General features: G+C 45.0%; 22 protein-coding genes and 1 riboswitch. Of the genes, 5 read left to right on the forward strand and 17 right to left on the reverse strand.

What is annotated here, in order from left to right:
- Positions 1 to 116 precede the first annotated feature (116 nt).
- The 6 genes from NSQ50_RS25860 to NSQ50_RS25885 form a co-directional block, all read right to left on the reverse strand.
- Positions 117 to 659 carry a GNAT family N-acetyltransferase gene (locus NSQ50_RS25860; RefSeq protein WP_051491088.1) on the reverse strand — a complete coding sequence of 181 codons (543 nt, stop codon included), beginning with the start codon at positions 657 to 659 and terminating at the stop codon, positions 117 to 119.
- Positions 660 to 697: 38 nt separating this feature from the next.
- Positions 698 to 1,627, reverse strand: coding sequence for a metallophosphoesterase (locus NSQ50_RS25865; RefSeq protein ID WP_081382462.1), 930 nt, complete (start codon positions 1,625 to 1,627; stop codon positions 698 to 700).
- A 57-nt stretch (positions 1,628 to 1,684) separates the two neighbouring features.
- Complete coding sequence (locus NSQ50_RS25870) at positions 1,685 to 2,476, reverse strand: DUF3891 family protein (protein WP_051491089.1); 792 nt, start codon at positions 2,474 to 2,476, stop codon at positions 1,685 to 1,687.
- Between the two features lie 210 nt (positions 2,477 to 2,686).
- A complete protein-coding gene (sdhB, locus tag NSQ50_RS25875; protein ID WP_036679800.1) occupies positions 2,687 to 3,451 on the reverse strand; it encodes a succinate dehydrogenase iron-sulfur subunit in 765 nt (254 codons plus the stop codon).
- A gap of 75 nt (positions 3,452 to 3,526) precedes the next feature.
- A complete protein-coding gene (gene sdhA, locus NSQ50_RS25880; RefSeq protein ID WP_036679802.1) occupies positions 3,527 to 5,269 on the reverse strand; it encodes a succinate dehydrogenase flavoprotein subunit in 1,743 nt (580 codons plus the stop codon).
- A gap of 45 nt (positions 5,270 to 5,314) precedes the next feature.
- The gene (locus NSQ50_RS25885) at positions 5,315 to 5,980 is read right to left on the reverse strand and encodes a succinate dehydrogenase cytochrome b558 subunit (RefSeq protein WP_036679804.1); all 666 of its coding nucleotides are present in this window, start codon (positions 5,978 to 5,980) and stop codon (positions 5,315 to 5,317) included.
- A 402-nt stretch (positions 5,981 to 6,382) separates the two neighbouring features.
- Between NSQ50_RS25885 and NSQ50_RS25890 the strand changes: the two genes are divergently transcribed.
- A complete protein-coding gene (locus tag NSQ50_RS25890) occupies positions 6,383 to 7,285 on the forward strand; it encodes a LysR family transcriptional regulator (protein WP_036679806.1) in 903 nt (300 codons plus the stop codon).
- Positions 7,286 to 7,808: 523 nt separating this feature from the next.
- Here the strand turns inward: NSQ50_RS25890 and NSQ50_RS25895 are convergent.
- Positions 7,809 to 8,480, reverse strand: coding sequence for a potassium channel family protein (locus tag NSQ50_RS25895; protein WP_036679808.1), 672 nt, complete (start codon positions 8,478 to 8,480; stop codon positions 7,809 to 7,811).
- Between the two features lie 13 nt (positions 8,481 to 8,493).
- A complete protein-coding gene (locus tag NSQ50_RS25900) occupies positions 8,494 to 9,852 on the reverse strand; it encodes a TrkH family potassium uptake protein (RefSeq protein ID WP_235219432.1) in 1,359 nt (452 codons plus the stop codon).
- Positions 9,853 to 9,914: 62 nt separating this feature from the next.
- Positions 9,915 to 10,092, reverse strand: a riboswitch (cyclic di-AMP (ydaO/yuaA leader).
- A gap of 320 nt (positions 10,093 to 10,412) precedes the next feature.
- On the opposite strand from NSQ50_RS25900, the gene NSQ50_RS25905 reads away from it, so the two are divergent.
- Entirely contained in the window at positions 10,413 to 12,089 is a 1,677-nt protein-coding gene (locus NSQ50_RS25905) for a CPBP family intramembrane glutamic endopeptidase (RefSeq protein ID WP_076224534.1), read from the forward strand.
- 98 nt (positions 12,090 to 12,187) lie between these two features.
- Here NSQ50_RS25905 and uvrC read toward each other — a convergent pair whose 3' ends face one another.
- On the reverse strand, positions 12,188 to 14,140 hold the full coding sequence (gene uvrC, locus NSQ50_RS25910; RefSeq protein ID WP_306068397.1) for an excinuclease ABC subunit UvrC: 1,953 nt from the start codon (positions 14,138 to 14,140) through the stop codon (positions 12,188 to 12,190).
- Positions 14,141 to 14,261: 121 nt separating this feature from the next.
- Entirely contained in the window at positions 14,262 to 14,579 is a 318-nt protein-coding gene (gene trxA, locus NSQ50_RS25915; RefSeq protein WP_036679814.1) for a thioredoxin, read from the reverse strand.
- 354 nt (positions 14,580 to 14,933) lie between these two features.
- Here trxA and NSQ50_RS25920 point away from each other — a divergent pair, with 354 nt between their 5' ends.
- A complete protein-coding gene (locus NSQ50_RS25920; RefSeq protein ID WP_094902239.1) occupies positions 14,934 to 15,092 on the forward strand; it encodes a YqzM family protein in 159 nt (52 codons plus the stop codon).
- A gap of 474 nt (positions 15,093 to 15,566) precedes the next feature.
- On the opposite strand, the gene dnaI is transcribed toward NSQ50_RS25920, so the two are convergent.
- The 3 genes from dnaI to NSQ50_RS25935 all read right to left on the reverse strand — a co-directional run bounded on the left by dnaI (position 15,567) and on the right by NSQ50_RS25935 (position 18,617).
- Positions 15,567 to 16,523, reverse strand: coding sequence for a primosomal protein DnaI (gene dnaI / locus NSQ50_RS25925; protein ID WP_036685219.1), 957 nt, complete (start codon positions 16,521 to 16,523; stop codon positions 15,567 to 15,569).
- Positions 16,524 to 16,541: 18 nt separating this feature from the next.
- Entirely contained in the window at positions 16,542 to 18,080 is a 1,539-nt protein-coding gene (locus NSQ50_RS25930; protein WP_036685221.1) for a DnaD domain protein, read from the reverse strand.
- A gap of 240 nt (positions 18,081 to 18,320) precedes the next feature.
- A complete protein-coding gene (locus tag NSQ50_RS25935) occupies positions 18,321 to 18,617 on the reverse strand; it encodes a YuiB family protein (RefSeq protein ID WP_036685224.1) in 297 nt (98 codons plus the stop codon).
- Between the two features lie 373 nt (positions 18,618 to 18,990).
- On the opposite strand from NSQ50_RS25935, the gene hemQ reads away from it, so the two are divergent.
- Positions 18,991 to 19,749, forward strand: a complete 759-nt coding sequence (gene hemQ / locus NSQ50_RS25940; RefSeq protein WP_036685226.1) for a hydrogen peroxide-dependent heme synthase — start codon at positions 18,991 to 18,993, stop codon at positions 19,747 to 19,749.
- A 65-nt stretch (positions 19,750 to 19,814) separates the two neighbouring features.
- Here the strand turns inward: hemQ and NSQ50_RS25945 are convergent, their stop codons facing one another.
- Both NSQ50_RS25945 and NSQ50_RS25950 read right to left on the reverse strand, forming a co-directional pair.
- A complete protein-coding gene (locus tag NSQ50_RS25945) occupies positions 19,815 to 20,093 on the reverse strand; it encodes a hypothetical protein (protein ID WP_036685228.1) in 279 nt (92 codons plus the stop codon).
- A gap of 1 nt (position 20,094) precedes the next feature.
- Entirely contained in the window at positions 20,095 to 21,288 is a 1,194-nt protein-coding gene (locus NSQ50_RS25950; protein WP_036685230.1) for an NAD(P)/FAD-dependent oxidoreductase, read from the reverse strand.
- Between the two features lie 331 nt (positions 21,289 to 21,619).
- On the opposite strand from NSQ50_RS25950, the gene NSQ50_RS25955 reads away from it, so the two are divergent.
- Positions 21,620 to 22,594, forward strand: a complete 975-nt coding sequence (locus NSQ50_RS25955; RefSeq protein WP_036685581.1) for an NAD(P)/FAD-dependent oxidoreductase — start codon at positions 21,620 to 21,622, stop codon at positions 22,592 to 22,594.
- A 132-nt stretch (positions 22,595 to 22,726) separates the two neighbouring features.
- On the opposite strand, the gene NSQ50_RS25960 is transcribed toward NSQ50_RS25955, so the two are convergent.
- Both NSQ50_RS25960 and NSQ50_RS25965 read right to left on the reverse strand, forming a co-directional pair.
- Positions 22,727 to 22,870, reverse strand: a complete 144-nt coding sequence (locus NSQ50_RS25960; RefSeq protein WP_036685584.1) for a sporulation histidine kinase inhibitor Sda — start codon at positions 22,868 to 22,870, stop codon at positions 22,727 to 22,729.
- A 315-nt stretch (positions 22,871 to 23,185) separates the two neighbouring features.
- Positions 23,186 to 23,848: a YheC/YheD family protein gene (locus NSQ50_RS25965; RefSeq protein ID WP_036685231.1), complete on the reverse strand. Its 663-nt coding sequence runs from the start codon at positions 23,846 to 23,848 to the stop codon at positions 23,186 to 23,188.
- Between the last annotated feature and the right edge of the window lie 332 nt (positions 23,849 to 24,180).

The following is a 24,180-nucleotide window of genomic DNA, read 5'->3' on the forward strand; positions in this document are numbered from 1 at the left end:
CTTTTCAATCAAAAAAAATGGACCCGAATCATCGGGTCCCAAAGCAGTATATTTTTAAAAGGGGGTCATGTACTTAGTTTAACCGCACACTGTTAGAGTTTGATAACGGCATTATTTCATTTGTGTAACAATGTGAATACTTTCATTACATCGTCCAAGGAGCCGACTTTGGGCATCACCCGCTCCAGCTTCATACCGTTCTTGAGCATCACACGTTCCGATCTAATATTATCTCCTGTGCAGCGTCCTTCGATCCTTGTTATCCCAAGGGTATGAACACTATAGTTCAAAAACAAACCCACGGCCTCCGTCGCCAGCCCGCATCCCCACCATGCCGGGTCCAGCATATATCCTAAGGTAGCTGTGCCCTCACGGCGGTTCCAATTCTGCAAAGCCACTATACCGATCAACCGCTGCTGCCCCTTTAAATAGATCCCGGCATGCAGCGCACAAGGATCGAAGGCAAATAACATCCGGTTTACCAGCTTCTCCACCTGGGCAGATGCTGATCCAGGGCCAGAGCGTACTAGAATATGGCGCTGCACATCTGGATGGGAGAGCAGCTGCCGCAAAGCTAAAACATCCTCAGGCATGATCAGCCTCAGATCAACTGCTAAACCATGTTGTGTCTCTAACAACACTGCTCCATAGGTGCTCATCTTCTCTCCCCTTCCGTGCAGCTAAAATTCCAGCCTAATCAGCTCATGGACCGATGCAGCGTCAGAACCGTTAATTCTGGCCTACACAATAACCGAAAAGGCATGTATGTCTCTCCAAACCCTCTATTCACATACACAGGCATGGCTTTGTCTTCTGTATAATACAATCCATTTATGTATTTAAGAGATCCATAAGGTGTAAATGGCGCACCTATAAAGGGCAGGCGAATTTGTCCGCCATGACTGTGCCCGGAAAGCTGTAGATCAAATGAATAGGCCTGTGCGGTATCCGCATAATCCGGCTCATGCATCAAAAGGACGTTAAAGGTTCCTTCAGGAACACCAGTAATGGCTTTCGCTGGGTCGGGTTTACCGTGTAACAGATCATCCAGCCCCGTAACCGCCATGACTGCCCCGCCTCTTTTTAGAAGGTAGGATTTATTCCTCAGCACCCGGAAGCCCGCAGACTCCAGCAGCTCGGTAACCAGCTGGGTATTCTTGTAATCATGATTGCCTAATATCGCAAATTTACCCAATGGCGCACTTAACGCTGCCAGCACCGGTACGGCTTCAACAAGATCCTCAGGATCGCTGTCCACAATGTCACCCGTGAAGCAAATAAGATCCGGTTCAGCTTTGCTTATATGTTTAGCGAGTCGGGCCAGATCCCTGGCATCCTTATTAAATCCGAGATGCGTATCACTGAAATGAACAAGCTTCATCCCTGAAAAAGCGGAAGGAAGCTCCTTAAAACGCAAGTCCAGCTTAGTGACCTCAATCCAGTTCGGCTCCCCCTGCCATGCATATCCGCTTGTAAGCAATCCTGCGCCGATTACAGCAGCCGCACTCCGAGTCAGGAACTGCCGGCGGGTAATTGTAGACTCGCTACCAGAACGCCCCTTAGAGGGGTCCTTGTGGATCTTATCGCCATTCTTATTGGGAGAAGCCCCAGACGATTGTATCTTCATAGGGAGATTCTCCTTTCTTTACCTTTTCCCCGAAAAACAGACGGTCCAAATAATAACTTATATATTATTTCGGGCAGTTAGAACAATCCGGCATTCTTCTTCCGGAGTTTCGCTGTAAGCGCGTGCAATCCCTTTTTTTGCGATTTCTGATTTTTGAACTCGTCTCAGCATAAATGCTACTTCCAGGTTTTTTACAAAAGGAAACGGTTCAAGCATTAACGTTGACTTATCCTGCCACTCCGCTGTGATAACACGACCTGACGTAAAACTGAAATCTTCAGTGCCTGAGAACCCTTCACGCCACCATGGATGCTCCTCTGATTTCGGACACCCCGGCTCATTTAAGGCCAAATACAAGGACAGATCATCGCAGAATTCTAAAAGACGGGCATCATAATACAGCTCATCTTCTCCGATAGGCTTAGAAGCTTCAAGCTCCCGATGGATACGTGCTCTGCGTTCCTCTTCATGTTCTTGATATAACGTTAGTTCTGGATAATCGAGTCCCGAAATCTTAATAAGCCGCTCAAAATGCAAGCTGCACAGCAACGCTCCGTACGGTGTGTGTTCCTCGATCTCATCTAATCCACGCTTATAAAAGGTCAACTTAGGCACTACAGGAAAATCAATAAAGGTGTAGGGTGCTTGCTCCGCATCATTCCAGAAAGGGGTCTCATCGAGATCAATCCAACCCCTATCATGCTGGGCTACTGCCCACAGTACCTCTTCCCGGCGTCCTTCAGTTGGCACATGCTGCTCTTTGAACCCAATGGCCAGCTCTCCGGCAAGTTTCCCGTGATCATGCTGCTTAACCATTACAATTGCTCCATCTTGCTCCCGACAAATCACGATTATTCCTCCTTGTTCCACAGCTAACATTACGTTAACAATGGATATTATAGCATAAATTGGTCAATATTCTGAACTTGCTCCAGCCCTGCAAGACTTTCCCGCCTCAAGCAGATAAGAGAGTCTTAACAACATAAAAAAAGCTACCCCCAGCGAATGGAATCCACTTTGAGGATAGCTCAATAGATAAACATTTGGCGGTACTATTAATTACACACCTAACCAACGTTTGAACATATGCTTCGTTGTTTGCTTGTTTATTTCTGCAATAGATGTCGTAAGAGGAATCCCCTTTGGACAAGCGCGTACACAGTTCTGTGAGTTACCACAGCCATCGATCCCGCCATCCTCCATAAGAGCGTCCAATCTTTCGTCAGCGTTCATTTCACCTGTAGGGTGAGCATTGAACAGACGTACTTGAGAAATGGCTGCCGGTCCGATGAAATCCGTCTTTTCGTTGACATTCGGACAAGCCTCCAAACATACGCCACAGGTCATACATTTGGATAATTCATAGGCCCACTGCCGTTTTTTCTCCGGCATCCGCGGTCCCGGTCCAAGATCGTACGTACCGTCAATCGGAATCCATGCTTTCACCCTTTTTAGCGCATTGAACATCCGGGTACGGTCAATGACTAAGTCACGCACCACCGGAAATGTCTTCATAGGCTCAATGCGTACAGGCTGCTCCAGATTGTCTATAAGTGCAGCGCAGGCTTGGCGGGGTTTGCCATTAATCACCATGGAGCAAGCTCCGCACACTTCTTCTAAACAGTTGGAATCCCAGCATACGGGAACTGTGCTGTCACCTTTGGCATTCACAGGGTTACGCTGAATTTCCATCAAAGCACTGATCACATTCATACCTGGACGATAAGGAAGTTCAAATTCCTCGACATACGATGAACTTTGTGGATCGTCCTGGCGGGTGATGATAAACTTTACGTTTTTGGGAGCTGCAGCTGTTTCCGCCATAATGGTTCCCTCCTCAAATTGCCTGATTTTATTTCATGAAGCTTGCCTCGCAAGCTATTCTGTTACTGGAAAGCATTAATCCTTCGAATAATCGCGTACCCGTGGAGGAATCAGCGAGACATCCACTTCATCGTAGGAGATTTGTGGACCCTCTGCAGTCCAGGCTGCTTTTGTGGTCTTCAAGAACTCCTCATCATTACGATTTGGGAATTCTGGTTTGTAATGTGCACCACGGCTCTCATTGCGCATAAGCGCTCCAAGTGTCATCGCTTCGGACAGCTCCAGCATATTCCAGAGCTGGCGAGTGAAGGCCACACCTTGGTTATTCCAGCGCGATGCATCATTCATATTGATCTTGCGATAACGCTCCTTAAGCTCTTTGATTTTGCCAATGGTCGCTTCCAGCTTCGGATTGTGCCGCACCACGGTCATATTGGCGGTCATCCATTCGCCCAGTTCCTTGTGAATCACATAAGCATTCTCTGTACCTGACATCGCTAACAGAGATTCATATTTGTCCGTTTGCTTTTTGTGGAAGCTATCGAATACGGAAGAAGAGATATCCTGCGATGATTTCTTCAGGCCTTTAATGTATTCAACAGCCTTTGGTCCTGCGACCATACCGCCGTAAATAGCAGATACCAGTGAGTTGGCGCCTAGACGGTTCGCTCCATGATATTGATATTCACATTCTCCGGCTGCAAAAAGACCAGGAACGTTCGTCATTTGATTGTAATCAACCCACATGCCGCCCATAGAATAGTGTACAGCCGGGAAGATCTTCATTGGTATTTTACGGGGATCATCCCCCATGAATTTTTCGTAAATTTCAATAATCCCGCCAAGCTTCACGTCCAGCTCTTTCGGATCCTTATGAGAGAGGTCCAAATACACCATGTTCTCGCCATTAATGCCCAGCCCTTGATCCACACACACATTAAAAATCTCACGTGTAGCAATATCGCGCGGCACCAAGTTACCGTAGGACGGATATTTTTCTTCGAGGAAATACCACGGTTTCCCGTCTTTATAAGTCCAGATACGGCCGCCCTCGCCACGTGCCGATTCCGACATCAGGCGGAGCTTGTCATCTCCCGGAATAGCGGTTGGGTGAATCTGGATAAATTCTCCGTTGGCATAATGTACGCCCTGTTGGTACACCGCACTTGCAGCTGTCCCTGTATTAATAACGGAGTTCGTTGTTTTGCCAAAAATAATACCCGGCCCGCCGCTTGCCAAAATAACAGCATCCGCAGGAAAAGTCTCAATCTCCATCGTCTTAAGATTCTGGGCACTGATGCCGCGGCATACACCTTCGTCGTCGATGATAGCCGAAAGGAACTCCCAGTTCTCGCGTTTAGTTACGAGACCTTCAGATTCCCAGCGGCGCACCTGCTCATCCAACGCGTACAGCAGCTGTTGGCCTGTTGTCGCGCCGGCAAAAGCTGTACGGTGCCGCTTCGTTCCGCCGAAACGACGGAAATCGAGCAGACCTTCCGGTGTGCGGTTGAACATAACGCCCATCCGGTCCATAAGGTGAATGATACCTGGCGCAGCTTCACACATCGCCTTAACCGGCGGCTGATTCGCCAAAAAGTCACCGCCATAGACAGTGTCGTCAAAATGCTCCCAAGGGGAGTCGCCCTCACCTTTTGTATTTACCGCGCCATTGATGCCGCCTTGCGCGCATACGGAGTGTGATCTTTTTACAGGAACTAATGAGAATAAATGGACATGCGCACCAGCTTCCGCTGCCTTGATGGTAGCCATCAACCCGGCCAGACCGCCGCCCACGATAATGATATCGGATGTTGCCATGATAGTTCACTCCTTTTATCGAAAATATCAGAAAGGATTCTTAAATTAAATGAAGGTCTTTATGGACTGGGCAATAGTTGCTGCAGTTTGAAATTCACTGTCACGGAAAGTAACCAGCGAAATCAGGAACATGAACGTTACTAAGACAAATATGCCAAGACAGAGGTAAGAAGATACCCGCTGTGCACGAGGACCGACGGTAATTCCCCAGCTGATTAAGAAAGACCAGAGACCGTTCGAGAAGTGGAAGCATGCAGCAACGATACCGATAATATACAGTGTCAGCAGAAGTGGCTGAGTCACGATATCGTGCATGAGACCGCCTAATTCTTCGTGCTCCACATTACCCACTGCCACCTGAACCCGTGTTTGGAACAAGTGCCAGACGATAAAGATAAAGGTAACAATACCTGTAATCCGTTGCAGGGTATAACGCCAGTTTCTTTCAATGTTGAAACGGTTCAAGTTCGGCTTGGATTGATACGCAATATAAAGTCCGTATACCCCATGGTACAGCAGAGGAAGCCATATACCGAACAATTCCAGGAAGAAGACGAGCGGTAAGCTGTTCAGCCATAACACGCTGTCAGTGAAACCGGAAGCGCCACCCTCTACAGCCGCAAAATTCGTCATCATGTGCTCAATGAAGAAGGCTCCAAGTGGGATAACGCCTAGCAAGGAATGAATCTTTCTGGAATAAAATCCTTTCATACAAAGTAACCCCTTTCCGATTAAAACAGCGTTTTCATTAATGGGTATTCACCGCCGGAACTACATTTGACACAGGATAACGTTGACAATCCAATGACATAATTCCTTAATTTACCGTTATCCTAGAGTTTACCGGACTAAGTTTTATTTTTCACAAAATGTGAATATCTTGTGTCACTTTTCATGTTACTCTTTTTTCGCTTATAAGGGAATTGCAATCTAATTATTAAACGTTATACAATAAACGCATAAGAATAGATTTTATATGATAATAATTCTCATTTAGCGAAACAACATTTTCCGACATAACCTGATTTTCCTTATGTAATAAGAACAGTTACTCTTACGGCTATGAATTTCATCACTACTGATCGTACATCGCATTAGGAGAGGAACTCAATTATGTTTGACGATTTAGATGTTTTTGCAGCAGTTGTGGAACATTCCAGCTTAAACCGGGCCTCACGCCAGCTCAATCTATCCCAGCCCGCCTTGTCTCGCAAAATTTCTAAACTCGAGGAACGTCTGGGGGTCGCACTGTTTAATCGTTATGGCAAACGACTGGAGTTAACCGAGGTTGGGCGTCTCACTTATTCCTATGCGCTTGAACAACGGCAGCAGCGTTCCAAGTTTCTGGAAGCCCTTTCTAAATTCAAAGAGGGGGAGCCAAGGCTTGTCACCTTGGGGGCTAGTCTTACCTCACTGCAGACCACGCTTCCGCCGCTGGTTAACGCTTATATGGACAAATATCCGACCGCAGAGCTGAAGCTGATTACAGGCCGAACGCATGAGATCGTATCCTCAGTTAGTGAGGGGAAATCAGATGTAGGTCTGATCGCTTCCTCTATTCAAGAACCTGGGTTACGCTGCATTTCTCTGTTTGAGGATCAATTGCGACTGGTCGTCTCAGAGCAGCATCCTTTAAATTTATCCTCCAAGCTAACCATGGATAATCTATCCCGGCTGCCTATGATTCTCTTCTCAAAGGGTACCTGGTACCGGCGCCTGACGGACGATCTATTCCAGCGCTGCGGGATTGATCCCGATGTGCGCATGGAGATTGACTCCTTCGAAGCCATCGTGCGGCTGCTTCCGACTGTCAAAGCGGCTGCGTTGCTGCCAAAGTCTTATCTGCGTCCAGAGCTGCTGAACGGCGGCGGACTGGTGTCCTTACATATCAAGGAGCTGGAGCAGACTCAACGGACCACCTGCCTGATTTACCGTGACGATGGAAGCATGAGCACGGCGGCTCGCAGTCTGGTGCAAGTAACCGAAGAGATGTTTCTGACAGAACGTGAGCAGTAAAGCCGGACCAAATGAATCAAGGGGCGCACCTATTGATCTCCAAATGAGGCAATAAGTGAAGCACTTATCGAAAAATTAGGGGATTTCTCCCTAAAATTCAGAGATTTTTGTTCATAAGACTTATAATTAGGGAAAACTTCCCTAATTTTTGGCCGATTCAGTAGCTAATAAGGAATCCCTCTAATTATTAGGGAGAAATTCCCTAATTTCGTTCATTTAGAGCGAATAGCGGCTGTTTTCAGGGAAGTTTTCCCTAATTAGTTCACACCCACTCTGTACATCGTACAAACAAAGAACGCATATCGCCCATAGTCCACCGTCACAGATACCACAAATCATCTACTACAGCCGTACGAATATCACACCTAACAACTCGTCAACCGCACAAACCAATATATTAGAACACTACGCGTGGTCTATAGCCATATGGCATAGTGAAATCCATTACTTTTCCTACTCTTTACTCCATAAAAAAGAAGCTGCCCCCAAGTAGAATTCACTACTTTTGAGTCAGCTTCTTTTCCTATGATTCTTGGTTCACAACTTCACTCTCAAAACGGTCAATACTTTCATTAGGACCAATGAGTACCATAACATCGCCTTCACTTAAATAATCATGGGCAGTTGGAGCGACGATTATTCCGCTTTCCCTATTTAGGGCAACAATGCTGCAGCCATATTTAGCTCTTGTATTTAAATCGGACAAGCTTCTGCCGTTCATGCAGGATGGCACGGTCAGCTCGACAATTTTATAATCCTTGGACAGTTCAATATAATCCAGCAAATTGGGCGTCACCAGCTGGTGTGCCACACGAATCCCCATATCCCGCTCCGGAAAAATAACCCGATCAACCCCCAGCCGCGACAATGCGCGGCCATGAAGGATGGAGATTGCCTTAGCCACCACTTGCTTGACTCCAATCTCCTTTAACAAAATGGCCGCCAGAATGCTTCTCTCCATATTGTCACCAATCGCAACAATCCCACAATCAAAGTTCCGTACACCAAGCGAGCGCATAATTCCCTCATCTGTAGCATCTGCTACTACCGTATGCGTCAGCTGATCGCTCATTTCCTCCACGCGTTCTTCATGGTGGTCAATGCCGAGCACCTCGTAGCCCATTTCCATCAGCTCAAGCGCCAGGCTTGAACCGAAGCGACCTAAGCCGATTACTACAAATTGCTGTGCTTTCATTTCTAATTAACTCCTATCCAATAATTATTTTACCTTCCGGATACTTATACAATGGTTTACCCTGTTTGGGACCGAGTGCATACGCTAAGGTTAGTGGACCTAGCCGACCTGCAAACATCGTCAGACAGAGTAGAATCTTACCGATCGCTGACAGTTCCGGAGTTAGCCCCATAGTCAGTCCTACCGTAGCAAAGGCGGAGGTCGTCTCAAACAAGATTGCCAAGAAATTACTGTCTTCAGTTGTGGAGAGTATCATCGACACAGAGGCGATTAACAACAAAGCCAGCAGTGTGATCGTTAATGCCTTGTAGATGCGCTCTTGAGCCAGCCGATAACGGAACAACACAACATCTTCCCGTCCACGCAGCATAGCAATAACAGCACCAATCATCATCGTAAAGGTTGTTGTCTTGATCCCGCCGCCCGTTGAGCCTGGAGAAGCACCAATAAACATAAGAATCACTATAAAAAATTGTGTAGCCTGCCGAAGTCCAGCAATATCAACTGTGTTCGCGCCAGCCGTACGGGGAGACACGGATTGAAAGAAGGCTGATAATATTTTACCGCCAAAATTCAGTGAACCCAGGGTACGAGTGTTAGTAAACTCGAATATAAAAATAACCAAAGCTCCGATCAGAATCAGCCCTGTGCTGGTGGACAGGACAACTTTACTATGTAGAGACAGCCTGCGGGTTACCCGAAACTCCACCAGATCTGACATTACAATAAAACCAATCCCGCCGGAGACAATCAGAAACATCACAATAATATTCACAAGCGGATCATATACATAATCAGTTAAACTGCGAAAATCCCCAAAAATATCGAACCCCGCATTATTAAACATAGACACCGCATGAAATACGCCAAAATAAATCGCTTTTCCAAGTGGCATATCAAAAGCCCAGCGAATAGACAGCAGCAAAGCGGCACAGCCTTCTATGACAAGAGAATATATAAGGACTCTTCGGATCAGCCGCACAATTCCTTCCATAGAGCCTTGATTCATGGCTTCCTGTAGGATTAGCCTGTCCCGCAAAGATATTTTACGCTTTAACACCAGTGAAAATAGAGTGGCCATGGTCATAAAACCTAAGCCGCCGATCTGGATCAGGATCATAATTACGGTTTTCCCAAAAATCGTGAACGAAGTTCCGGTATCCAGCACAACAAGCCCTGTTACACAGGTTGCCGAAGTTGAAGTAAATAATGCATCAATAAATTCTACGGAATTCCCGCTTGTGCTTGAGATGGGCAGCATAAGCAGCAAGGCCCCTATCAGAATAATCGATGCAAAACCAAGCACCAGTATCTGCGGCGGCGAGAGCTTCAGAAACTTAAATTCAGAAATCCTGCGAAACTGTGAAGCCACTTTGCTCACCTTCTTATCAAAAATTCCAACAAAAAAAGCACTGGAAAACCAATGCTGACTTGGTTCCTGCAGTAAATTAGCCTACGAGGTTAGCTGTCGGATTCGGACTGTGCAGGCTGCCCTATTCGTTCCTAGAACGAAATTCACCCCTGATGAAAGTGCCATTTATCTTGTACACTCCACTTTTCATCACTTCTTATGGTTCCCCCGTTTTCACCAGAAATTCGGCTACTATACAATTGCATACAAATTATATACGTTATTTAGTGAATTCACAAAGACACAATTAATGCTCATTCACATGAAAAAATGCGGTTTAAAGAGACTGCATCAAATGGAGTACCTTTTCTCATCACTTTTCCGTGTTTTCCCTGCAATTACACCGATTCTCACCATTCGTACACAAATGAACACGATAAAATTCATGGTATAAATTCACATGACTATTCTATACTATCTCTATTACCCATAAAAAGAACATATAATGTTTTTTGTAACCAGCCAGGCACTAATACTATAATGGAACATAATATTGTCAGTACATAACAAGGAGGCGTTACATGAATCCCGTCGGCCAGCCCCTACAGCAACGTGCCCTCTCCAAGAGGCTCATCATCTCGGGCATTATCGGTCTTATTCTATTTATTATGTTTCAGATTTCCCCTTCGCTGCTAAGCAGCTCTACAGGGGAAGATACCACCGTCATTAGCAAGGCAGAAGCCCGTGACCAAGCCGTATTATTCGCAGAACAAAAGCTCAATTACACCGAAGCACCAAACGATCAATGGAATGTACTTTACGAGACGGACTCTTCCTTTTATGGTTATATGTCTCGCGAGAAGCTTGTGGAGGACTATACCAAGAAAAAATTGGATCAAAAATATCCTTTTGATGTCTTTCGTGCAACGCTTACTCCGTCAGCGGATCAAGAGCCGCAAATCATTGTTGACCTCAATATGTATACCGGCGAGATTGTCGCTTTCTCAAAGGCTGCAAAAGTTGCCTCCGAAGAGGGGGCTGGCATTGCTTCCGTTGGTGCAAAAGAGGACAAGGGAGCTGACCTCACTCTAGCGCAGAAGGAGAATCTTGCTCGTCCTTGGCTTCAGGAATGGGAAGTAAATCCTGCCAAGCTACAAATTGAATCGAATACAGGAAGCCATGGGCTGGTGTATACGGATAGCACTGTTCAGGTCGGCGAATCCTTATTGCACTATTATTTTGATTTCAGTGGAGAGCAGGTCTCCAGCTTTAATGCCGGATTCACTGCACCGGCTTGGCATACCTCCTACGTACAAGGACAGACCTCTTTAGCGGAAAAGCTGACATTATTCGGTTACGGTATACCCACACTGATTTTAGGAATTCTGGCACTCGTCTACAGTATTCTTAGAAGAGAGCATACTTCCTTTAAACGTGGGGTATTCCTAAGCTCAGCCTATTTTGTAATCATGATGATCAGCACCTATAATATGCTGCCTGAATCAACAGGCGAAGGGCTAGAAGCACAGATTACCTCTGTCATTATGTTTATCATTTATGCTTTATACAGCCTGCTGATGTCCTCCTTGCTTTACTTCTCTTTAGTGGGCGGCAATGGCCTATGGCGAAAAGAGGGAGGCATGAACCCTTGGCCCCGCGCCAAAGAGCCCGGCTATGGACAATATGTGTTGGATAGTATCCGGGCTGGATACATGTGGGCTTTCGTTCTGCTAGGGGTGCAGACGGTTATGTTCATCATATTATCGTTTACCTTGCACAATTGGTCTACTACAGACGCCACCCAGTCTCCTTATAACATGAGATATGCTTGGCTTCTGCCTATCGTCGCATGGCTCGCTGGTTTATCTGAGGAAGCCATTTATCGCTTTTTCGGAATCCCTATGCTGAAAAAGGTGTTCCGGAACACTTTCGTCGCTTGCTTGATCACCACGCTGGTTTGGGCGTTTGGCCATACGTTATATCCGATCTATCCCATCAGCTCCCGTCCGATTGAGCTGACCGTAATCGGGCTGCTGTTCAGTTATATTTTCCTTCGTTACGGATTTATTGCTGTCATGTTCAGCCACGTCGTGTTTGACAGCATCCTGATGGGCGCTACGCTGATCTTTATGAAGGAGAGCGTAAATGTAGGCGCGGGTATCTTCGCGATTATTATGCCGTTCATAGTCGCTTACATCGTCTATCGATTTAATCCACCACAGAAACCTAAGCCGGTGGAGCCTTCTTCTTTGATTTAAGAAAATAAAATAGTGTACATCCTATAACCAAATTAAAAAAAGGGCATCATAGCAGCTTTAGTCGCTGCTGTGATACCCTTTTTCTTTTGTCATCATTGCTATGAGGTTGGCTCTTCGTCCTTGAGCGCATCAAGAATTTGTCTTGCCAGCTTTTCTCCAATAGAAAGTGTACGGAAATCATCCACGGAGGCTTCTTTAATTTTCTTAAGCGATCCGAAATGCTTAAGCAGCGCTTTACGGCGCTTCTCACCTATACCAGGTATAGAATCCAGCTTGGAGGTAACCATGGACTTCCCGCGCTGTTCACGGTGGAAGGTGATCGCGAACCTATGGACCTCATCCTGAATCCGTTGCAAAAGGTAAAATTCCTGACTGTCCCGGGCTAGCGCGACAGGCTCTGGCGGATCTCCAACCAAAAGCTGAGCCGTCTTATGCTTATCATCCTTAACAAGGCCGCAGACCGGAATGAATAATCCCAGCTCATTCTCCAGAATATCAATAGCAGAGGAGATTTGCCCTTTCCCTCCATCGACCACGATAAGATCCGGTATCGGAAGATTCTCCTTCAACACCCGTTCATATCGCCGCCGAATGACCTCGCGCATCGTTCCATAATCATCCGCACCCACTACCGTACGAACCTTATATTTACGATACTCTTTTCGTGCAGGCTTGCCATCAATGAAGACAACCATCGCAGAGACCGGGTTAGTCCCCTGAATGTTCGAGTTATCAAACGCCTCAATACGGCTCAAGCGTTCAAGCCCCAAGCTCTCGCCTAAGCTGATCGCTGCTCCAGAGGTACGCTCTTCATCCCGTTCAATCAGCCGGAATTTCTCGTCGATAGCCACTCTTGCATTTTGACAAGCCATGCCAACCATCTGCTTCTTAAGACCGCGTTGTGGCACAAGCACCTTAATGCCCAGCCACTCCTGCAGAATGGAAGCACCGCCAGCGGCATCCACGATCCCTGCTGCCGCAGCTTCCTCCGCCGCCGTCGCACGTGCCTCAGCCTCTTCAGCCGATTCAGGAGTATCTTCACCCTGTTGTAAATCCGCTTCTGCTGGAGCAGCTATGGCGATCTCGGGTTTAGTCTCTTTATTAGCCAGAGACTCCTCATCGAGCACATCCGGCAGCAGAATCTCCTGCGGCAAAGCGGGATTATCACTATAATACTGCGTCACATAAGACATAAAGTCACTGTAGGCTTCACCATAGAACGGGAACACGGAGGAATGGCGCTGAATCATCTTCCCTTGTCTCATGTACAGAATCTGTACACACATCCATCCCTTGTCTACAGCATAACCAAATACATCCCGGTCCTTAGTATCTGTAGTGTTGATCTTCTGCTTCTCCATCAATGCATCGATATGGATAATCTGATCCCGCAGTTCCTTCGCCCGCTCAAAATATAACTCCTCAGCAGCTTCCTGCATTTTTTGCTGTAAATCCTTTTTAACCGCCTCATGACCTCCGCCTAGAAAAGCAGCGATATCCTGCGTAATCTGCTCATACTCGGATTTCTGAACCTCCTTCTCACACGGTGCCAGACACTGGCCCATGTGATAGTAAAGACAGACCTCCTTTGGCATCACACCGCATTTACGAAGCGGGTACATACGATCTAGGAGCTTTTTTGTCTGCTGAGCAGCATAAGCATTAGGATAAGGGCCAAAATATTTTGCTTTATCTTTAATCACCCGGCGTGTAACCTCAAGGCGCGGGTGAGTTTCATTCGTTATTTTTATATAAGGAAACGTCTTGTCGTCTTTCAAAAGCACATTATAACGCGGCATATGTTTCTTAATCAGATTACACTCTAGAATGAGCGCTTCCATGTTACTGGACGTAACGATGTATTCGAAATCAGCAATATTAGCGACAAGCCGCTGCGTTTTACCATTATGACTGCCTGTAAAATAAGACCGCACCCGATTCTTGAGTACCTTCGCTTTGCCCACATAAATAATAGTGCCTTCCTGATTCTTCATCAGATAGCAGCCAGGCAGATCGGGTAGTAGTGCCAGTTTATTGCGGATATTGTCCAAGATGATCCCCTCCAGCTAAATTGGACCCATGATTAGTTGGCATTCAGCACACAAAACGCCTCCGGAATGAACCGAAGGCGCTGAGTGGCAGGGCCGAGGCCCGAACAGTAGCATCTATCAATTATTGATGTTTTGCTACGATATTTTTCAGGGATTCTTTGGAGTTCAGTCCCACAACTTTATCTACCGGTTGACCATCTTTGAAGAAGATCAGAGTTGGGATACTCATAACACCAAAACGGGAAGCCGTTTCCGGATTCTCATCCACATTCAATTTTGCAATTTTCACGTCGTCTCCCAGCTCTGTGGACAATTCATCCAAGATTGGAGCGAGCATTTTACAAGGACCACACCAAGGAGCCCAGAAGTCTACTACTACAGTACCTTGACCTTCCACTTCGTTACTGAAGGATTGGTCAGACACGTTCACGATAGCCATGATATTGTTCCTCCTTTAAGTTTTGCGAAGCATTACGCACATCTTAAGCCAAAGCTTAGTTCATGGAAGCTGCTCCGAAATATGAGTTAATAAATTGTTTCATGTAATATGATAACCAAATTACCACTTACCGACACATTACAAGTATAACATATCTTTATGCGATATGTGAAATATCACTCGCAATTATATTGCCTTCAATGTATTTTTTTTACGTACTCTTTTCTTTACAACCTCCCCAGCATTTCGGTATACTTAAAGAAAGCGCATTAATTGTCAATGACTTATTTCATAAAACTAATGTCAATTTGCATCTAACAATACAGGGCTTGTCCCTGTAAGGAGGCAGAAACTATGGATGTTAACGCGCAAGTACGGGACCCACGAGAACATATCAACGAAGAACCCCGCAATGATCTTGGGGATTTAATGACCGGATTTTTCGGAATGACCACGTTTATGACGGTTGTCTTTTTCGGAATGGTCATCCTTAAATTCATTCTCTCGGAGTAAAGGAATCATCGCACAATAAAAAGAAGCTGTCTCAAAAGTAGTGAATGCTACTTATGGGACGGCTTCTTTTTTTGAGAATAATGAGGGAAAACCTCCCTGATTATAGCCGATAATTGCTATAAATGAACAGAATCAGGGAATTCCTCCCTAATAATCGGGAGAATATCTATTTTCGCTGACGAATCAGTTCATTTTTAGGGAGATATTCCCTAATTAGTAGTCTAATGAGCAGAAACCTCTAAATTTTAGGGAGGTATTCCCTAATTATCGATCAGAGTGAGTATGCCCGCCAGATGTTGCAACCGGAAAGTGTGTTTGGACAATTAAAGTACACTCAAGACTTCCGGCGATCCTGCTTCGCAGCATGGAAAAAGCGGCGTTTGAGTTCGAATAACTAAAAAAACGAAGAGCAGCGATCCTCCAATAAAAGGGGAATCACTGCTCTTTTAAATTTTACATTATGAATATTCCAGCTTATCTATTGGCCCCTCGCTGATTCTCCCCATGCAGTGGAAGCACATCCACAAAAGGAGCAATGCGATCCATTAGTCGTTGGCCTTTATAGACCTCTTCACCATCTTTGCTCGTAAAGCTAAGATGTTTCTCCAAGCCATCCAATGGATAATTCGAGGTATAGAAGGTTGGTTTGCGGTTCATCCGATAATTCAAGATCGCCCCAAGTACATGATCACGAGCCCAAGGATTCAAATTTTCCGCACCAATGTCATCAAAAATAAGCAAATCACAGTTTTTCATCGTATCGACAGTTTCCTTCATTTTCTGGCCATCCATCATGATCGATTTCAAGTCCTCTATAAAGTCTGGCATGTATACGATCACTCCGGTATATCCAGCAACAGCAAGCTCATGCAGCAAATAACACATCAAAAAAGTTTTGCCTGTTCCGAAAGAGCCATGTAAATAAATGCCGCGTGAAGTCAGGCCTTCCTCTTTAACACTGGTGATATAATCAAATATTTTATTCACAGCCGAGACCCGGCGCGGGTCTTTGCCCATAATATCTATCTCATCATAACCGCCGTTAAGTACACGCTCGTCCACATAAAAGCTACGAATACGTTTGCGGATATTATCCTGATTATCTTGTGCCACTTTAAGTCGGCATGCCGTCTTGCGTTCATATAGATCCACTGAACCATTCACAGTTTCTACCGTTAGTTTACTATAATGGCCAGGAAAATCATTTGGACACTTCTCTAGTCCTGGGCAGTTCGCACAGTTTCGGCTTTCCTCTACATATTGATACAGGCGACTCATATGAAGCCGCAGTCGTGATTCGTCCAGCTCAGGATGTTCGGACTGTAATGCCTTCACAAGTGGATGATTGAATAACCCCTGTTCAAGATCGCGTTGACGCTGCCGTAGAGTTGGATTGTTGATCGAACGAAGTACATCGCCCATAGACTCCATTGTTCCACCTCTCTTTCGTTAAGGCGTTTGCGATACGCCTTTTTTCTTACTAGCCTTAATTTCTGCCGCTTTCTTCATCATCGCCGCGAATTCCTCTTCCGATACTGTTCCGGCACTTCCATCATCCAGCACAATCGGAATTTCCGGTTTATTGGATCGGCCTGTATTTTTGGCATAAGAACGTGATCGTGTTCCTCCAGCAGTATTAGGCGTTGTCCCCTTGCCCTTCACTTTGGACTGATCTCTAATATATCTTACAGCCTTCTCATAGGTGTTCACTTGTTTAACCAGCATATTGGAGGCGATAGCCTCTACAAAATTGCGGTTCATCCGCTGTTCTCCACCCGAAGCTACCATAGTCATTAAATAATGAATGAGTACATTAATTACTTCACCGCTCAGCTTATAGTTCAGATCTATTTTCTCGAACATATCCATCAGATGGCTGGGCACTGCACCCGGGAAAAAGGTTTGTAGCAGTCTTGTATAAGGTTCGTTACGCAGCATCATATTATATTGGTGAATGTCGCATTTGGACAAAAATTGTGGCGGTACTTCTACATAATACTCCATCTCAACAGATTGCTCTGGTGGTGCTATAGAATCATCATTCTCTTCGGTCGCACTGGTCCGGATAGAAACAACTTTCGCAGCTGCAATTTCACGTTTTTCCTGTCGTTTCATATCTTGCCTGAAATGTTGGCTCGCTTTATATTGCAACGCATCCAGCATTACCTCGCCCTCCGGTGAGAACACTCCATCCTCATCCAGCAAACGACATAAATCCTGCGGACTCAGTTCGTATTTATGAGCAACATAGTTAATTACACCCATTTGAGTATGGTCAAAGCGCAGTTTTTCTACATGAGCCCGATTCACAGACTCCCGTGGAAAACGCAAAATAATGTCACTATATCCGATTGCCTGCTCTCCGGATTCAAGCGTGCCGGGCTGTCGAACAGAGGCTACCTCCGCCAAAGCTTGCTCCAGCTCATAATCAATGACATGTGTATTAAGTTGAAAAATATCATAAAAAGGCACGGAAATATTCTCTTTGCCTATAGATCTGCGACTCCACTCTTCCGGCTCGCGATTCCAGAACTGTTCCCGTAAGGACAGCACAGCAAATTTGCCTATCTTATCACGTAACAGCAAGGTTAAATGCTGAGTGGCAAAAAAGTCGGCTGGCGATAGCGGCGGCATTAGCTCATATTCATATAAATAATCATCTGTTTCCGGCACATAGATTCGACAGGTCTGCAACAGACCCACTGCTTCTAACCGGGAAGCCTGATCAATTAAATATTTGCGGCCTTTCTCATTGGGTTCAACACCCAAAGTCATAAATAGCCTGCGCTGTTGCTCCACTCCAGAATAGCCAATGCTATCTGCTGGCACATGTTCAACCAGCAAGCGATAGAAACTGATTGCAAAGGCTCCCACCATAGGTTGATATACAGAGCTAAGCATACGTCCATCTATAACACTAAGACCAAATTCGCGGGAAACGCAGTACCGATGATGTTCGGTGAAATGATGTAAGTTACTCATCCGCATCTACGGATACCCCCTTGTTTACACGAATTCATACAGGATTCTATTCTATCACAAATTAACATAGCGAAAATGTAAATAAAATCCCAATTTCGACTCTTTTCGCAATATAATCAACTTCTTCTTACGAATATCTACCTCTATTAAACAAGAAGAAACGGCTTCGCCGTCCTCTAAAGAGGAAGGTATCCCGTTTCTCGCAGAAATATAAGACTGATTCATAACATAGGCTCTTTCGAATCTTTAAAACATCTTGTAACCGCCAAAGCGCAGCTTTTGAATGGTCCATCCACTAAGTATAGCACCTGCAAGACCAGCGACACCTGTAAGATAATCAACAAAGTGGAAACTGGAGAGATGCTCCCAGAGCGACATCGCGTTTCTATCCCAAATAGAATAGATTACGACGGGTAGAATAATAAGTACGAATAGATAAGCGGGGAACCAGGTTGTCTTCATTAACATGTTAAGAATAAAGCCGATACCAAACATCATCACAAAGAATAAAACGGCTAGGATAAACACTGGAATAAATCCCATCTTACCGTCTCCACCCCTTTCTATAAAGAAGCGCACATCTTTTACAAGCTAGTAGTAAGTTTACTAGAAAAAATGTCACGAAGCAATGAACTTTATTCAAATTCACGCACTAATTCGCACACTTACAGGATGCCTCCGTTTGCTCTTGGCGGCTTGATTGCGATACAATGCAAGTAGATTAACCAGATCATACATAGCCTATGAAGCAGATGCTTCGTAAGACTAAGTTTATGCTTCAATTGCGAGTTTTACGCGATGTTATTTTGGGCGAGGCTTATGCTTCGTAAAACTAAGCGTATGCTTTCGGAGCAAGTTTTACGCGATGTTATTTCAACGAGGCTTATGCTTCGTAAAACTTTTAAGGAGTGAGATCATGATCGAAGCCGCTTTGACACTGGAAGGCTGGTATGCACTGCATGACTTCCGCTCTCTGAACTGGACCGCTTGGACGGCAGCAGATGATGAAGAACGTGCCGTTGCCCTGGAAGAACTACATGCTTTTATGCAGGAATGGAGCCCTGTTGAGGAAGCTAAAGAAGGCAGCACCGCAGTATACTCCATAGTGGGCCAAAAGGCCGATTTTGTAATGATGTTTTTGCGCGAAAGCCTAGAAGCTTTGAACCAACTTGAGACCGCCTTTAACAAAATCGCTTTTGCTCAATATACAACCAAAGCTTATTCATATGTAAGTATTGTTGAATTAAGCAACTACGCTGCTGGTGGCAGTGGCAGCGACGGCAGCGATCCAATGCAGAATCCGCATGTTGCCGCACGGCTAAAGCCTATTTTACCGCAAGCGAAACACATCTGTTTCTATCCTATGAACAAAAAACGCGAGCTTGCCGATAACTGGTACATGCTTGATATGGACAAACGCCGGGAACTCATGGCTTCACACGGGTTAATTGGACGTTCATATGCAGGCAAAGTGAAGCAAATTATCACCGGCTCCGTCGGTTTTGATGACTGGGAATGGGGCGTGACTCTGTTCGCTGAAGATGCACTGCAATTCAAAAAGCTGGTATACGAAATGCGTTTTGACGAAGTAAGTGCTCGTTACGGCGAATTCGGACCTTTTTATGTCGGCAATCTGCTGACTGAAGAATCTTTTGAAGAAATGCTCAAGCTGTAATAACAAAAAAGGGTGTGTCTCCAGTTCGTATGGAGACACACCCTTTTTATTGCCATATTATTAGATTAAGACACCGAAGTTCCTGAATCCTCATCTTCGTTATCCTCATCATCTTCACGTAAACTTTCCAGATATTCAGCCGTGGCCCGATCCCGAGCGCGCCCTTTATCCTTCAGGCGTTCGATACCAGGGAGAATGAGCAGATCAATTTCCTTCTGAACGATATAAGCCAGATCATACTGGTTCTGATCCTCCAGATAAGATCCAACCTCTATCAGTCCGTTATAACGGTCCAATTCTTCCCGAGTCAGCAGTCCGCGTACCTGTACGCTGCAATGGCGCATCTTATAAGAATCTTCCTTTTTTCAGAACCAGCGGAATTCCGCCGATAATGAACAAGTAGCGCATATCTACAACTTTTTTCAACTGAGCTGCAGTCCAGCCCTTGTAAGTTTTGCTGCCTACTACAGCGATTCCTTGGCCTTTGCCTAGGGAAGCTACGGTTCCTTTATTGCTGAATGCGAATTTCTTCGGCTGTTGATTGCGGATTGCTGCCACCAAATTATGCGCACAACATTCACCCTGCTGCATAGCAATTTGAGCGGTTGGCGGGTAAGGGCGTCCTTCCGGATTAATCATAAGGGAGCCATCACCAATAATGAAGATATTCTCTTGGCCCGGTGCACGTAGATATTCATCTACCTTCACGCGCCCACGCATAGCTTCAAATCCGGCAGCCTCAATAAGACGATTGCCACGGATTCCGCCTGTCCAAATAATTGTGGAGGCTTTGATTTCTTCGCCTGATGCCAGAATCACCCCGTTTGGCAGACACTCCTTGATCGCAACCCCCATCTTGAAGGTAACTCCCTTTTTGGTGAGCAAGTCCATCGCATACTCAACAAGCTCAGGAGCAAAACCAGGCAGTGCTGTCGGAGCAGCCTCTACGTTATATATATTAACCATACTTGGATCAACGTCATATTCTTTACACAGTCCAGGGATACGGTCAGCTAATTCAGCTACAAATTCGATACCGCTAAAGCCGGCACCACCGACAACAAAATTAATATGCTCCTGAGCATTGTTCTCGTTCTTGTACTTAGCGAATTGATATTCAATATGCTCGCGAATTAAACGAACGGAATTGATGCTCCGGATTGTCAGTGCGTATTTATCAAGTCCAGGAATACCAAATGTTTCAGGCTCTCCACCTAAAGCAATGACAAGATAATCGTACGATAGGGTACCATCCTCCAAAATAATCTTTTTCTGCTGAGTACGAATTTCCTGAACAGATGACTTCACGAGGTCGATCTTGAATTCATCGATTAGTTTCGAAATGGACACCCGAGTGTGTTCAATACTGTCCGTACCCGCGGCAGGCATATGTAGATGGGTAGTAAAATAGTGGTACTCGTGACGGTTTACAAGCGTGACATCCGCTTCATTATAATTCAAAGCCTTCTGCAAGCGCTGTGCGGTCAAAATACCCCCATAGCCCGCGCCTAAGATAACGATTTTGGGAATACTACTCATGTTCCGGCTCCTTCCAAGAGGTAAATCTGTCTTTGTATTTTTTATTGAAACAATGTACGGTCCTTTTTGTGAATTTATACACTTATATTTAGAAGAAATTCCAATCAAACTTGAAGCATTTCTAAATTGACCATATCCATTGTAAACCTTAGTGTAGCATTAATCAAACATTAAAATACTAAAAAACGTCACACTTTTATTGACTTCTAAAGTCTTTCTTTGCAGGTATGTGTCACAATGATTATAATAAGTAGGTACACAAGTATGGCAAAATGAATATATCAACTCGGAGGTGTAATATCCCGTGACCCAAGAGCAATCCAGCGTTCCTATGAGCGACCTTTTAATCATAGGTGGCGGGCCAGCTGGCATGTTTGCCGCATTTTACGGCGGAATGCGTCAGGCATCAGTAACCCTTATTGAAAGTATGCCCCAATTGGGGGGACAACTTGCTGCCCTTTATCCAGAAAAATACATTTATGATGTGGCAGGTTTTCCAAAAGTAACAGCACAAGAATTGGTCGACAACCTGTCTCGGCAAATGGATATGTTCCAATCCAATATCCGGCTGGAGGAGAAAGTGATTTCTGTTCAAAAACGGGACGAACGTCATTTTGTGGTTACAACCGATGTAGCCGAATACCACAGTAAGGCGATCATCATTACAGCTGGTGTAGGTGCATTTGAACCTCGTCGTTTGGAATTACCCAACGCTGGACGTTTTGAAAAAGCAAACCTCCATTATTTTGTAAATGATCTAAATGCCTTTAAAGATAAAAAAGTTCTGATCAGCGGTGGCGGTGACTCTGCAGTTGACTGGGCACTCATGCTGGAACCCATCGCTGAACAGGTAACCCTGATTCACCGCCGGGATAAATTCCGTGCGCATGAACATAGCGTTGAGAACCTGATGGCTTCCAAGGTTAACGTAGTTACCCCTACTGAAATTACAGAGCTGCATGGTGAAGAGTTCATTACTAAGGTTACATTGTCAAATATCAAGACCAAAGAAACTCAAGAAATTGAAGTGGACAGCGTTATTGTTAACTTCGGATTCATCTCTTCCCTAGGTCCTATTGCCGAATGGGGTATTGAGATTGAGGGGAACTCCATTGTTGTTGACTCGCGTATGGAAACAAGTATTCCAGGCATATTTGCTGCCGGCGATATCACAACTTATCCTGGTAAGCTGAAGCTGATTGCTGTAGGATTTGGCGAAGCTCCAACGGCTGTGAATAATGCTAAGGTGTACATTGATCCAGAAGCCAAGCTTTCACCGGGTCACAGCAGTAATATGAAACTCTAAATCTATTAACACAATAAAAAAGGGTATTCTTACAGGCCTGTTGATAACAGCCTGTGAGGATACCCTTTTATGTTTGTTTGTGCCTCGCGGTTTTATATATGTAGCCTGCTACAAAGTTATCCTTTGCGCTTTTTAATGAAGAACCGCATGTACTGGAGAGTGTAAGTTTCGTTTGCGAATTTCAACGAGTAGAAGAGCGATGAAATCATGCTCTAGTTGCAGCTCTATTGCTCTATGGTAAGAGTCAAGCAGCATCTCATCCGACAATTCAACCATAAAATTCATCTACCTTTCCTTTATTTGGATCTGAATCTATCATATCAAACTATCATTTTTCGAACAAGCGTTCGCGTTATCCACAAGTACATGTGGAAATCCTGTGTATAAAATGTGTGTAAGCGTTATAAAGGTACTAGCTACACAGTGGACTATGGGGATAATAGTTATACACAGGATTGAACCACTTGTATACAGCTAAAAATATATTTTTATTGTAAATAAATTACAATGTTATTTACCCCAAAAGAACGCAACTAAACGCAATTTTATCTTACTACTCTATTATCGTCAATTCTTAAAATAATTGTTAATTTATTGAGGTCTTGTATTAACCTCCAGAATCCATATTTTCCCCGAATAATCTACAGCATAATCAAAGCCCAGCTCACCTATTCCCGGAAAATGCCGTTCCATAATTCCGATACATACATGGGTTAGTCTCCGCATTTCTGCTTTCTTCGCTGAAGCTTTAATCCGCGGCAACGATCTACGAAGTCCTTCACGACATGATAGCATCGTTCCCCCTTTACAAAGATTGGTCACGAACAGACCTGGCCGAGCCAATCTACCTACCATGGAGCGAAATTCCCAAACATCACCATTTTTAACTACTTTGACCCGATAATCAATAGGCCGCCCGCCGATTCTCGCCAGGGAAATCCCTTGTTGAATCAAATATCTGCGTCTTGCTTTCACAGTATTAAGCGCACGTCTCATGGATCCAAAATCCTTGTAAATTCGAGTTCTGTCCATATAGGTGAATCCATAACCGCGACTATCCCGAAAAACTTTGATTACACCGTAACCTCCGCCACCCACAATAGGTTTAATGACAACATTTCCATATTTACGAAGCATTGCCAGGAGCGTTTCTGCCCTGTACCCCCTCGTCATTGGGATATAGGGTGCAACCCGAGCATCGGTCAGCAACGCCTCTGTCTTCAGCCACTTACTGGCCAATTGTCTTCCTGCCATCGTCCTTTCCCTCCCTTCACAATCCAGCCTACCCTATACATTACTCAGAGAAGGTCTCGCCCTCTTGTATGATTGTCCGTGTAAGATGCCGCTCTTAGCAAAAAGGGCTTAGTGTTTAGCACAGCATCAGTCGACAGCGACAGGGTACAACCGCGGATTTTGTAGATTCAGTTCTCAAGAAATTCGACATCATTATCTTAATGGATGAGTTCACTATAACTAGAATAATCTTCAAAATCGTTGTATTATTAATAGCGGTTACATTTTCAATTTCTACTATTATAGTGAGTACTAACAGAATCACTAAAAAGCACAGCGCGGGGAGGGCTCAG

Source organism: Paenibacillus sp. FSL R10-2788, from assembly GCF_038003885.1.
Classification (GTDB): Bacteria; Bacillota; Bacilli; order Paenibacillales; family Paenibacillaceae; genus Paenibacillus_AQ; species Paenibacillus_AQ odorifer.

What these genes read in the sequence shown, in the direction of transcription:
- NSQ50_RS25865 (WP_081382462.1), bottom strand. Translation starts at nt 1,627, where the DNA reads ATGAAGATACAATCGTCTGGGGCTTCTCCCAATAAGAATGGCGATAAG.
- NSQ50_RS25945 (WP_036685228.1), bottom strand. Translation starts at nt 20,093, where the DNA reads ATGCGCCATTGCAGCGTACAGGTACGCGGACTGCTGACTCGGGAAGAA.
- NSQ50_RS25885 (WP_036679804.1), bottom strand. Translation starts at nt 5,980, where the DNA reads ATGAAAGGATTTTATTCCAGAAAGATTCATTCCTTGCTAGGCGTTATC.
- NSQ50_RS25895 (WP_036679808.1), bottom strand. Translation starts at nt 8,480, where the DNA reads ATGAAAGCACAGCAATTTGTAGTAATCGGCTTAGGTCGCTTCGGTTCA.
- NSQ50_RS25920 (WP_094902239.1), top strand. Translation starts at nt 14,934, where the DNA reads ATGGATGTTAACGCGCAAGTACGGGACCCACGAGAACATATCAACGAA.
- hemQ (WP_036685226.1), top strand. Translation starts at nt 18,991, where the DNA reads ATGATCGAAGCCGCTTTGACACTGGAAGGCTGGTATGCACTGCATGAC.
- NSQ50_RS25955 (WP_036685581.1), top strand. Translation starts at nt 21,620, where the DNA reads ATGAGCGACCTTTTAATCATAGGTGGCGGGCCAGCTGGCATGTTTGCC.
- NSQ50_RS25960 (WP_036685584.1), bottom strand. Translation starts at nt 22,870, where the DNA reads ATGGTTGAATTGTCGGATGAGATGCTGCTTGACTCTTACCATAGAGCA.
- sdhB (WP_036679800.1), bottom strand. Translation starts at nt 3,451, where the DNA reads ATGGCGGAAACAGCTGCAGCTCCCAAAAACGTAAAGTTTATCATCACC.
- dnaI (WP_036685219.1), bottom strand. Translation starts at nt 16,523, where the DNA reads ATGGAGTCTATGGGCGATGTACTTCGTTCGATCAACAATCCAACTCTA.
- NSQ50_RS25860 (WP_051491088.1), bottom strand. Translation starts at nt 659, where the DNA reads ATGAGCACCTATGGAGCAGTGTTGTTAGAGACACAACATGGTTTAGCA.
- NSQ50_RS25965 (WP_036685231.1), bottom strand. Translation starts at nt 23,848, where the DNA reads ATGGCAGGAAGACAATTGGCCAGTAAGTGGCTGAAGACAGAGGCGTTG.
- NSQ50_RS25930 (WP_036685221.1), bottom strand. Translation starts at nt 18,080, where the DNA reads ATGCGGATGAGTAACTTACATCATTTCACCGAACATCATCGGTACTGC.
- sdhA (WP_036679802.1), bottom strand. Translation starts at nt 5,269, where the DNA reads ATGGCAACATCCGATATCATTATCGTGGGCGGCGGTCTGGCCGGGTTG.
- NSQ50_RS25890 (WP_036679806.1), top strand. Translation starts at nt 6,383, where the DNA reads ATGTTTGACGATTTAGATGTTTTTGCAGCAGTTGTGGAACATTCCAGC.
- trxA (WP_036679814.1), bottom strand. Translation starts at nt 14,579, where the DNA reads ATGGCTATCGTGAACGTGTCTGACCAATCCTTCAGTAACGAAGTGGAA.
- NSQ50_RS25950 (WP_036685230.1), bottom strand. Translation starts at nt 21,288, where the DNA reads ATGAGTAGTATTCCCAAAATCGTTATCTTAGGCGCGGGCTATGGGGGT.
- NSQ50_RS25935 (WP_036685224.1), bottom strand. Translation starts at nt 18,617, where the DNA reads ATGGGATTTATTCCAGTGTTTATCCTAGCCGTTTTATTCTTTGTGATG.
- NSQ50_RS25905 (WP_076224534.1), top strand. Translation starts at nt 10,413, where the DNA reads ATGAATCCCGTCGGCCAGCCCCTACAGCAACGTGCCCTCTCCAAGAGG.